Source organism: Priestia sp. 53B2, assembly GCF_056099005.1.
On record NZ_JBLZXA010000032.1, the window covers coordinates 58,210 to 68,015 of the forward strand.

General features: G+C 34.1%; 10 protein-coding genes. 4 read left to right on the top strand and 6 right to left on the bottom strand.

Annotation, left to right across the window (positions count from 1 at the left end):
* Positions 1–85: 85 nt before the first annotated feature.
* The 3 genes from ACN6NE_RS28190 to ACN6NE_RS28200 form a co-directional block, all read right to left on the bottom strand.
* Positions 86–811: a ZIP family metal transporter gene (locus ACN6NE_RS28190; protein ID WP_474328606.1), complete on the bottom strand. Its 726-nt coding sequence runs from the start codon at positions 809–811 to the stop codon at positions 86–88.
* A 148-nt stretch (positions 812–959) separates the two neighbouring features.
* Positions 960–1,880 carry a cation diffusion facilitator family transporter gene (locus tag ACN6NE_RS28195; RefSeq protein WP_474328608.1) on the bottom strand — a complete coding sequence of 307 codons (921 nt, stop codon included), beginning with the start codon at positions 1,878–1,880 and terminating at the stop codon, positions 960–962.
* Between the two features lie 388 nt (positions 1,881–2,268).
* Complete coding sequence (locus ACN6NE_RS28200) at positions 2,269–2,520, bottom strand: hypothetical protein (RefSeq protein WP_129708036.1); 252 nt, start codon at positions 2,518–2,520, stop codon at positions 2,269–2,271.
* Between the two features lie 174 nt (positions 2,521–2,694).
* Here ACN6NE_RS28200 and ACN6NE_RS28205 point away from each other — a divergent pair, with 174 nt between their 5' ends.
* The 4 genes from ACN6NE_RS28205 to ACN6NE_RS28220 all read left to right on the top strand — a co-directional run bounded on the left by ACN6NE_RS28205 (position 2,695) and on the right by ACN6NE_RS28220 (position 7,614).
* Entirely contained in the window at positions 2,695–3,057 is a 363-nt protein-coding gene (locus ACN6NE_RS28205) for an ArsR/SmtB family transcription factor (RefSeq protein WP_205654945.1), read from the top strand.
* 154 nt (positions 3,058–3,211) lie between these two features.
* The gene (locus ACN6NE_RS28210) at positions 3,212–5,845 is read left to right on the top strand and encodes a heavy metal translocating P-type ATPase (RefSeq protein ID WP_474328626.1); all 2,634 of its coding nucleotides are present in this window, start codon (positions 3,212–3,214) and stop codon (positions 5,843–5,845) included.
* Positions 5,846–5,905: 60 nt separating this feature from the next.
* A complete protein-coding gene (locus tag ACN6NE_RS28215; RefSeq protein ID WP_129708044.1) occupies positions 5,906–6,529 on the top strand; it encodes a class I SAM-dependent methyltransferase in 624 nt (207 codons plus the stop codon).
* A gap of 2 nt (positions 6,530–6,531) precedes the next feature.
* Positions 6,532–7,614: a copper resistance D family protein gene (locus tag ACN6NE_RS28220; RefSeq protein ID WP_474328610.1), complete on the top strand. Its 1,083-nt coding sequence runs from the start codon at positions 6,532–6,534 to the stop codon at positions 7,612–7,614.
* Positions 7,615–7,812: 198 nt separating this feature from the next.
* On the opposite strand, the gene ACN6NE_RS28225 is transcribed toward ACN6NE_RS28220, so the two are convergent.
* The 3 genes from ACN6NE_RS28225 to ACN6NE_RS28235 all read right to left on the bottom strand — a co-directional run bounded on the left by ACN6NE_RS28225 (position 7,813) and on the right by ACN6NE_RS28235 (position 9,555).
* Entirely contained in the window at positions 7,813–8,175 is a 363-nt protein-coding gene (locus tag ACN6NE_RS28225) for a hypothetical protein (RefSeq protein WP_474328612.1), read from the bottom strand.
* Positions 8,176–8,314: 139 nt separating this feature from the next.
* Positions 8,315–9,154, bottom strand: coding sequence for a M56 family metallopeptidase (locus tag ACN6NE_RS28230; protein ID WP_129708050.1), 840 nt, complete (start codon positions 9,152–9,154; stop codon positions 8,315–8,317).
* On the bottom strand, positions 9,154–9,555 hold the full coding sequence (locus ACN6NE_RS28235) for a BlaI/MecI/CopY family transcriptional regulator (RefSeq protein ID WP_474328614.1): 402 nt from the start codon (positions 9,553–9,555) through the stop codon (positions 9,154–9,156). The genes ACN6NE_RS28230 and ACN6NE_RS28235 overlap by 1 nt, the downstream gene beginning before the upstream one ends.
* Positions 9,556–9,806 lie beyond the last annotated feature (251 nt).

Sequence of the window (9,806 nt, forward strand, 5' to 3'; positions counted from 1 at the left end):
ATTCTATAATAGTAAGGAAAAGTTCAACCTACAAGGTATATCCATCATTCTTATCGTTTTTTAAACAACTAATAATAAAATCCCTTTAATGACCATGAAACAGTGAAAGTGAATACTGATAAACGTAAATAATTAATACTCCTAAGCCTATAAGCATCCATACATGTAGACGTCTAAAATGCGTTATAGCCTTGCCTATTACTTCATGAAAGATAACGAAGGACAATGTACCGATTGCTCCCCCAGTCGATAAAGCTTGAAATTTAAGTGAGGAGGCTTGTACGCTTTCTCCAATTAATAAACTCCCACCTAAGGATAAAGATAAGAAGGCTACAATTAGTAAAAAGAATAAGTGGGGTACTTTTGCTACAGAAAGAACAGTCATGATTGCCATGCCCTCTGGAATCTGGTGTAAAATGGTGGCTACAAACACAGAAGTTGATTGGTGTATATCGGTTATACCAAATGTAATACCAGTAATGACATTATGAAAAAATATAGCTACTGTTAATAAAATGAGGGCCTGTAAAGGTGAAATTTCACTATTTTGCTTATGCAAAAAGAGGTCAATACATAGCATGATGATATATCCTGCAACAATTCCTAATAACACTCCTTGTAGGTCGTATATATGCCAAGTAGAAGGAAGGATATCGAAGAGCAATAATCCTAATAAGATTCCTCCACAAATGGCATACATAAACTGGATCCTTCCCTGAACTACATAGCTTACTATTTTAAGGAGGCCACCACCTACTAACAAGCCAAGTAATGAACCCAAAGTGAATAACAAATTCATTTCTATATGCATAGCTGTTTCTTCCTTTCGGCTAGATTGTTATTTACAATTAATCTATTCAAAGAAAAAGCAATCATACCTATGTTTTAAAGATGCTCATTAGAAAGAAGAGTATCCACTCATAAAAAAAAGAATGGATTAACCATTCTTTTACTATTTTTTAATTACAATGATCATGATCCTTGCATTGAGAATGTTCTTTATCCACCTGAATAGTTGTGTGTTCAATATGAAACTCATCATGTAAAATCTTTTTTGCTTTTGATAACACACTTTCGTACGCAGCTTGCTCATCAACTACTAAATGACAACTTAAAGCAGGAAAATCGGATGTAATGGACCATATATGTAGGTCGTGTACACTCTTTACCTCATCTAATGATAATAAAGATTTTTTTAATGCGGATAAGTCAATATTACTTGGTGTGCCTTCCATAAGAATATGAAATGACTCTTTTGTAACTCGCCATCCACTAATAATGATTAAGATAGATACAATAACACTTGCTATTGGATCTGCAATTCCCCAATTAAAAAACATGATGAGAAGAGCTGCGATGATAGCACCTACTGATCCTAGCAAATCTCCCATAACATGTAAGAAAGCACTTCGAACATTTAAATTTTCTGAAGTATCCCCCTTCATTAAAATAAATGCTGCAGCAATATTTACGAGAAGCCCTATTATAGAGATAGTTAGCATCCCTGAACTCATTACTTCCGGAGAGTTTAGAAAACGCTTATATGATTCCCACAGGATATAAATCGAAATAACTATTAATGCAATGCCATTTAAGAAGGCAGCTAAAATTTCAAAACGCTTAAATCCAAATGTTTTCTCCTTAGTTGGTTGTTTACCACCTAATTTTAGAGCTAAAAAGCTTATGCCTAAGGCAACTGAATCACTAAGCATATGTCCTGCATCAGAGATTAAGGCTAAACTATTCGTTACAAATCCACCTATGACTTCTACAATCATATAAATAGTAATAAGAAAAAAGGCTAAACCTAATGCTTTTTTATTGTTAGTACCGTGATGATGTCCAGGACCATGTGAATGCCCTTCATGTGAATGAGCCATTTTATTACTCCTCCTTATACAAACACTCTCACTATATGAACATATACTCATATACTATACTATTATATATTTATAAATTGTACAACAATTTATAAATATTTTATTTTTTGTTACTTATAGAGTAGGTATTCATAAAAAAGAGCAAATTCAAAAGGATTGCTTTTTTTATTGCTTAAATCTTATGCTGTTTGTGCTCATTTGTTTTTCATTGCTTTTCTTTTCGTTATATAACCAGCAGCTAAATAGGAACCTAGTACATAGATAACAAATAGAACTTGGAAAGACAACTTTACTAGAAACGAGGATAGTTAGGTTGTTCTTAGATGTTAGAGCCTAAAACGTTTAATAACTTTTAACTATATAGACATTTCTTCATTAACATAAATAGTTACCATGCCTCAGTGAATCCGCCTATAGCTATGGCAATCACTATTAGACCTATGGCCATGTAAAGAAAGGGTCCCTTTCCTTTCCACTCTAAATGGGTAGCGTAACTATTAAAAACGAGTGATGCTCCTAATAAAACAAGACCAAATGACTTCAAGTAAAGTGAATGCTGAAAGTAAGAAACGATAGCTAGAACGGCTCCCACTACAGCTAAAAGTACATAAAATACTTTCAATACTTTAAGACATTTCATGTCTTTCCCCCTTTTGCATCAACCTTAAACTATCCTCTGTTACCCAGCATATGTTTGTCCAATATGAATTTAGTTCTAATTTCTAAAAATAATCAAATAAACATTTGAATATTTTTAGAAATTGGCATATATTATAAACAAATAGTTATTTGAATGTTTTATTATAAGGAGGCAATTATGGCAAAAGATCGCTGTGATATTTATTGTTATAACGAAGAAAAAGTTAATCATGTTAAGGCTTCTATAGATGTAGGAGACGTTCAAGATGTAACGAAAACGTTAAAAGCTTTAGCCGATGAAACAAGATTAAAGATTGTTCTTGCCTTATATAAGGGAGAAGAACTATGTGTCTGTGACGTAGCTAATATTGTTGGTTCTACAGTAGCTACAGCTTCTCACCATTTAAGACTTCTTCGTAATGTGGGAATTGCCAGCTATCGAAAAGAAGGAAAGCTAGCCTTTTACTCTTTGACTGATGAACATATTAAACAATTAATTCAAGTCATGTTTGTTAAGAAAGAGGAAGTCACACTTTAAGCTTTTCGTACACTATGAGGGGTTGGGGAAAATGGCAGAGAAGAATGAACAAAACGAACTTAATAAAAGCAACGGAGGTTGTTGCAGTAGTAGCAATACTACAAATAAAGTGACAGGAAAAGAACAGAAATCTAGTTGCTGTAGCTCAGATAAAATCACTTTAAGCGAAGAAAAAAGTCAGCAAAAGTCGAGTTGCTGCAGTTCAAGTAGCTCTTCCCTAGTTGAAATAAAACCTAAAGAACAATCGAGTTGTTGCAGTAATAACGCTTCTAACAATTCAGCAAGTGAGGATAAAGGAGATAGTTGCTGCAATTCAAGTAACTCTTCTCTAGTTGAAGTGAAACCTAAAGAACAAAAATCGAATTGTTGTAGTTCAGATAGTATTGCTTTAACTAAAGAGGAAAGTCAACAGCAACCATCTTCATGTTGCAGTAGCAAAAGCTCTGATGTTGAAGAAAAAGAACTTGTAGTAAATGGAACAGAAGAGAAGCTCGATTATCGCGTTTTTGGCATGGATTGTCCAGCTTGTGCAGTTACCATTGAAAAAAGCTTAAAAACATTAAAAGATATTCAGGATGTAAAAGTGAATTACAGTACAGGTAAATTACAAGTAGTGGGAAGTAATCCAGCTGCCTTCTCTCCTATCGAGAACCAAGTTGAGAAACTAGGTTTTAGTATTGAGCCAATCAATCAAAATAAGCGAATGAAAACTTATTTGATTGAAGGAATGGATTGTGCTGCTTGTGCGAACACAATTGTTAATCATTTAAAGACTGTACCTGCCGTTAACGACGTCAGTGTAAACTTTTCAACAGGAAAAGCACAAATTAATCATGAAAATGATGTAGAAGAGATTATTAAAGAAGTTTCTAAAGCTGGATATACCGCCACTTTACTAACCAATAATAGAAGAGCTGTAGAAACAAACCATAATAAAGGAAAAAATGGCCCTGTTATTTTTTCTGGTATCCTTATCGCATTAGGGTTTATTGGCTCCTACACAGGAATTTCTCCTTTTATTAATAATATCCTGTATGCAGTAGCTATGGTCATTAGTGGATATAAACCTGCTAAAAGTGCTTTTTATGCTGTTAAAAGTCGTTCATTAGATATGAATGTACTAATGACAGTGGCAGCGCTTGGGGCTGCTATTATTGGAGAATGGCTAGAAGGTGCAACGGTTGTGTGGCTATTTGCTCTGGGTGTAGCTTTACAAACTAGATCAATTGAACAAACGAGAAACTCGATACGAAACTTAATGGATTTAGCTCCTCCAGAAGCATGGGTCAAACAGGGTGACCAATTGGTAAAGAAAGCTGTAGAAGAAATCTCTATAGGAAATGTTATTGTCGTGAAACCAGGGGATCGTATTCCTTTAGATGGAGAAGTCGTGAAAGGTGAATCTAGTATTAACCAAGCCCCTATTACTGGTGAGTCTATTCCCGTAGACAAAGAGATTGGTGATGCGGTTTATGCAGGAACAATCAATGAAAGTGGCTCATTAGAAATTAAAGTTACCAAACTGGTAGAGGATACGACAATTTCTAAAATCATTCACTTGGTTGAGGAGGCTCAAGAGAAAAAGGCACCAACACAAGCCTTTGTTGATAAATTTGCAACGATTTATACACCTATTGTCTTTATCCTAGCTTTATTAGTGATGGTGGTCCCTCCTTTATTCGGTGGATCATGGGGTGACTGGTTCTATAAAGGACTTGAATTATTAGTAGTAGCATGTCCTTGTGCGTTGGTTATTTCTACACCAGTGGCTATTGTATCGGCTATTGGTAATGCAGCTAAAAATGGTGTCCTTATAAAAGGAGGAACATTTTTAGAAAAAGCAGGAGCTATAAGCGCAATTGCTTTTGATAAGACTGGTACGCTTACGGAAGGTAAACCAGCCGTTTCAAACGTAATTCCTTATAATTCTACAGAAGAACAGCTTCTATCCATCACTAAAACTTTAGAAGAGTATTCAAATCATCCAATTGCACGAGCAATTGTTGCTCATGCTGATAATCAAGATATTACTTCTTTAGAAGGTTCAAATTTTAAAAGTATAACAGGTAAAGGTGTGCAAGCAACAATTGATGGAACTATCTATTATGCTGGGAATGCAAAGTTATTCTCAGATATAGGAACACCATTATCCAATTCTTTAACACATATTGAAAAGCTGCAAACTGAAGGAAAAACTATTATTATTGTGGGAACAAAAGAAGAAGTGTTAGGAATTGTAGGAGTAGCTGATATCATCAGAAAAACAACGATATCAGCTTTAGATAGCCTTAAACAAAATGGAATTAAACAAATTGTTATGTTAACAGGCGATAATGAAGGTACAGCAAAAATGATTGCCTCCCAATCAGGGGTAAATCGCTATTTTGCAGACCTTCTACCTGAAGATAAAGTAACAGCAATCAAGCAGTTGCAAAGCGAAGGCTATAAAACAGCTATGGTTGGAGACGGCATTAATGATGCCCCTGCATTGGCTACAGCAGACCTTGGAATTGCAATGGGTGGTGCAGGTACAGACACAGCTATGGAGACAGCAGATATTGTATTAATGGCGGATAACTTAGAAAAGCTACCTCATACCATGAAATTAAGTCGAAAAGCATTGACGGTTATCAAACAAAACATTTGGTTTTCGATTATTATCAAAGTAATTGCTTTAGTATTTATTTTCCCTGGTTGGTTAACGCTTTGGATTGCTGTACTCAGTGATACAGGAGCTGCCTTAATTGTTATCTTAAATAGCCTTCGATTATTAAAAATGAAAGAGTAAACATCATGTAGTGGCTTTCCATCAATAGTTGGAAAGCCCTTTTTATAAGGAGGAATTATAATGAATAACCGGTGGAATCAGTTTATTTATAGATGTTGGGCACCCTTCTATGATGTCTTTTTTAACCATGGAACATTTTATAAAGCTAGAAAACAAGTGTTTCAAGACATTTTATTTAAACCAAAACAACGTGTTTTATTTGTAGGAATTGGAACAGGCGCAGACTTAACATTTATACCCTGCGATGACTTACAAGTGAAAGCTATTGACTATTCAGAAGAAATGCTTCAAAAAGCACAAGATAAATACAAAAATAGTTCGATTGAGTTTTTACAAATGGACGCACAGGAACTAGCCTTTGAATCAAATTCATTTGATATTGTTGTGGCCAGCTTACTACTTAGTGTTGTTCCTAACCCCAATAAATCATTAAAGGAAATGATTCGAGTAACCAAGGATAAAGGAACAATCCTAATTTTTGATAAATTTGAACCTACTAACAAGCAACTTTCTTTCGGTAAAAAGATGCTTCGACCTCTCATTAAGTTGCTCGGAACAGATATTGGGCTATCCTTTGAAAATGTTTATAAAAATGTTGAAAATCATTGTGAAATTCAAGAAGACGTAGATGTTATGATGAAAGGGTTATACAGGAAGATTATATTGCAGAAGAAAGGTGATTAATATTGAACGTACTAGTACCTCTTACTGAACTGATAACGTATATACTTTTTTCAACCTTAATAGGACATGTTGCTCTTCAATTTGTTTCACCTGAAAAGAAACCTAGTATATATATATCCAGAAGGTTTTTATTATCCTGTGTTTTAGGAATTATTCTCTTCACTTTTGGTCCTCTTTTGCAAGTGGTCGCCTATTTTGGCGGAAGTGTTGGAGTGGCTGAAACTTTATTTTCTGTTTTATTTACCTTTGAGATAGGTAAAGCCTGGATTGTAATTGTTTGGTGCTCAATCCTTTTATGGTTGGCTATCTATCTAGAAAGCTCTAAATACGTTCAAGCTCTTTTGTTATTTCTAATGATATTAAGTATAGGATATGCTAGTCATGTAGCCTCGCTATCCTTTTGGACAGGATTTATTTCACACACTATACATTTCTTAGCCGTTACCTTATGGGCAGGCATTTTAATCCAAGTTTCATGGTTTAGTAAGAATTCTACAAATTGGGATCGGTTTTTACGTTGGTTTACGCCTTTTGCAGTTAGTTGTATGATCATAATTTTAATAAGTGGCATCACAGTCATGTTGTTTGTTGTAGATTTCAAGGATTACGTAAATGCTTGGGTACTCCCTTATGGACAAATGATACTTCTCAAACATTTAAGTATCATTCCCCTTCTTGCCTTTGCTTGTATTAATGGAATTTTGGTAAGAAAAATGAGGAAAACACCAACATTTAATCCTCAGCCCTGGGTTAAAGCTGAAAGTGTAAGTATACTGATAGTGTTCTTTTTTACAGGAATATTAGGTACATTGTCTCCACCACATGATATTGATCAGACCGTCAAATCTGAAGGAGTAGCAAATTGGATAATGGAATTAATTAGTAGACCTGTCAAACTGCCAGTAAACTTAGAAATAACAGCTTCAGTGCAAGGAGGAGTTGCTATTCTGTTCGGGGTATCGTTTCTTATTATGATATTCCTTAGTTTTTATAAAAGAAAATCGCCTTTTCTAGCCGTATTTTTGACAATTTGTTTTATTATAAGTACTTATTTAGGACTAATGACAAGCATTGAAATAAGATAAATAGCTTAAAATAAATTAATGTTACTCTTATTAGATATAAAAAATTATCTTTGTATCTACCATTATTATAGTTTTTGTATTTATAGAACACTATAACCGTCTATAAGATAAGGGCTGGTTAATGAATAACCAGCCCTTATTATTTGATGTATTACTCTAATCTTAGCTAACGTTTGTTTTACTTACAATTTGCATCATTTATTTTTGCATATTTTTCATCATTTCCATACATTCCTCTGCGCTCATACCCATGGTCATGCAGTCTTTCATCATTTTCATGCAATCTTTTGCACTCATACCCATATCCATACAAGCTTGCATCATCTTCATACAGTCTTCTGCACTCATACCCATGGCCATGCAGTCTTTCATCATTTTCATGCAATCTTTCTCACTTATACCCATAGCTTGCATCATCTTCATGCAATCTTCCATGCTCATCGTTTCCGACGCAGAAGTTGCTGTATTCACAGATTTCACTTCAGTTGAAGTAGCTGCAAAAGCATTTCCGCCAAATGCCATTAATGTAATAAGTGATGTACCTACAATTATCTTTTTCATTATTTTTTCTCCTCCATCATCTTCTCATATAAAAGATGGTAAACGAACCACCTACTACACAATTGTAGTAGGTGGTTCGTTTTTAGTCAATTTCCTACTACATAATTGTAGTAGGAAAAACATATAGGAAAGGCCATTTTCACAAAAATGACACACATCCTATTAGGAAAATAATAAAAAGAATAGAAATAAAGGATTTCATCCACTCCAGTAATGAAATGGACGGACGTTTATATTCTCCTTTTAGAAGAACTTCAATTCTTGTATTCGTATCGTGGAAGGAATGGTTTTGAAAGTGTGCCGTTGTACATGAAGAAGACGGTATATTTGTCATCATCAATTTGTATAATGCTGATGCAACAGCTTTCATTCCTACTTTATGAATCGCAAAATTATCTGCTTTTATTTCTTTTTCTATCATATAGCGTTTATACAACTTTCGAGAGATGGGTAAGAAGAAAAATACACGTGTTAAGCTAAAACATATTGATAATTTAAATGGATCTCTGTTTTGACAATGATAATACTCATGCTCTAATACAGCTTTTAGTTCTTGTGGTTGTAATAAATCAATTAAGCTAGTACTAATTAGAATTTGAGGATGAATAAATCCGTGTGTGAAAGCTAAAGGTTGAGTAAAATCCACAACCTGAATTTGTACAGAATATTTTTGTTGAAAGCTCTCAACCACAGTTGATTCATAACAGTCTGTTCTATATAAATTTAGTTTAGTAATAAATTTTTTCGTCTTTTTAGACAAAAATAAGAAGTACATAGTGGAACATACAAGGAGAATCCCTAAAGTAATCAAGGTAAAGGTGAATACTTGATAATGCTGAAAGTTACAACATTCCATCATCCAATACATACAATTCATCATTGTATGATAATGTAAAACAAAGCAAAATCCGATTATCAGGGTAATTACACCTATCAACCATAAAACATAACTATTTGAAGTTTGAAATAATCGAGACATTATTTTTCATCCTTCTCTAAGTTTTGGATTAGTTCTTTCAGCTTATTAAGTTGATCAGGGTTATGCCCAACAGCATCTACAAACTGTGTAATAGCAAAATCTCCGTAATGATGAAGGAGATTTTCCACTTGTTCAGAGGAATTTTGTTGAATGAGTTCATTTGGACTGTAACGTGGCTTATATACGTATCCTTTTCCTAACTTACTACGTGTGAGAACTCCTTTTTTATCTAATCGATTCATGATTGTCATAATAGTGGTATAAGCATAGTTATTTTGCTCTTTTAATTCTGTTAACACATCTTGAACCGTTCCTTTTTTTCTAGACCAGATCACTTTCATTACTTCAAGCTCCAGAGGTCCCAGAATTTTTAATAACACTTTATTTTCAAAATCACTCATTTTTTACTCATCCTACTTTCGGAATACCTGAAATAATTCTATTTAAGTATAAAACAAATAAGGAACTATGTGAACGTATGTATTCGCTATACATGTCGGGTTTACATAATAAAAAGCCACCCAATGTGAACTGCACCCCAATTGTTAGACAAAGAAACTCTAATGATTGGGGTGCTTGTATGTCTAGACATACATTTGAAGATAAGTTGAAGGCTATTGATTTGTACCTAAATAAGCGCAACTCATATAGG

Coding starts and splice junctions, on each gene's coding strand:
- ACN6NE_RS28230 (WP_129708050.1), bottom strand. CDS start 9,154: ATGTCTCGATTATTTCAAACTTCAAATAGTTATGTTTTATGGTTGATA.
- ACN6NE_RS28200 (WP_129708036.1), bottom strand. CDS start 2,520: ATGAAATGTCTTAAAGTATTGAAAGTATTTTATGTACTTTTAGCTGTA.
- ACN6NE_RS28215 (WP_129708044.1), top strand. CDS start 5,906: ATGAATAACCGGTGGAATCAGTTTATTTATAGATGTTGGGCACCCTTC.
- ACN6NE_RS28190 (WP_474328606.1), bottom strand. CDS start 811: ATGCATATAGAAATGAATTTGTTATTCACTTTGGGTTCATTACTTGGC.
- ACN6NE_RS28195 (WP_474328608.1), bottom strand. CDS start 1,880: ATGGCTCATTCACATGAAGGGCATTCACATGGTCCTGGACATCATCAC.
- ACN6NE_RS28225 (WP_474328612.1), bottom strand. CDS start 8,175: ATGAAAAAGATAATTGTAGGTACATCACTTATTACATTAATGGCATTT.
- ACN6NE_RS28235 (WP_474328614.1), bottom strand. CDS start 9,555: ATGAGTGATTTTGAAAATAAAGTGTTATTAAAAATTCTGGGACCTCTG.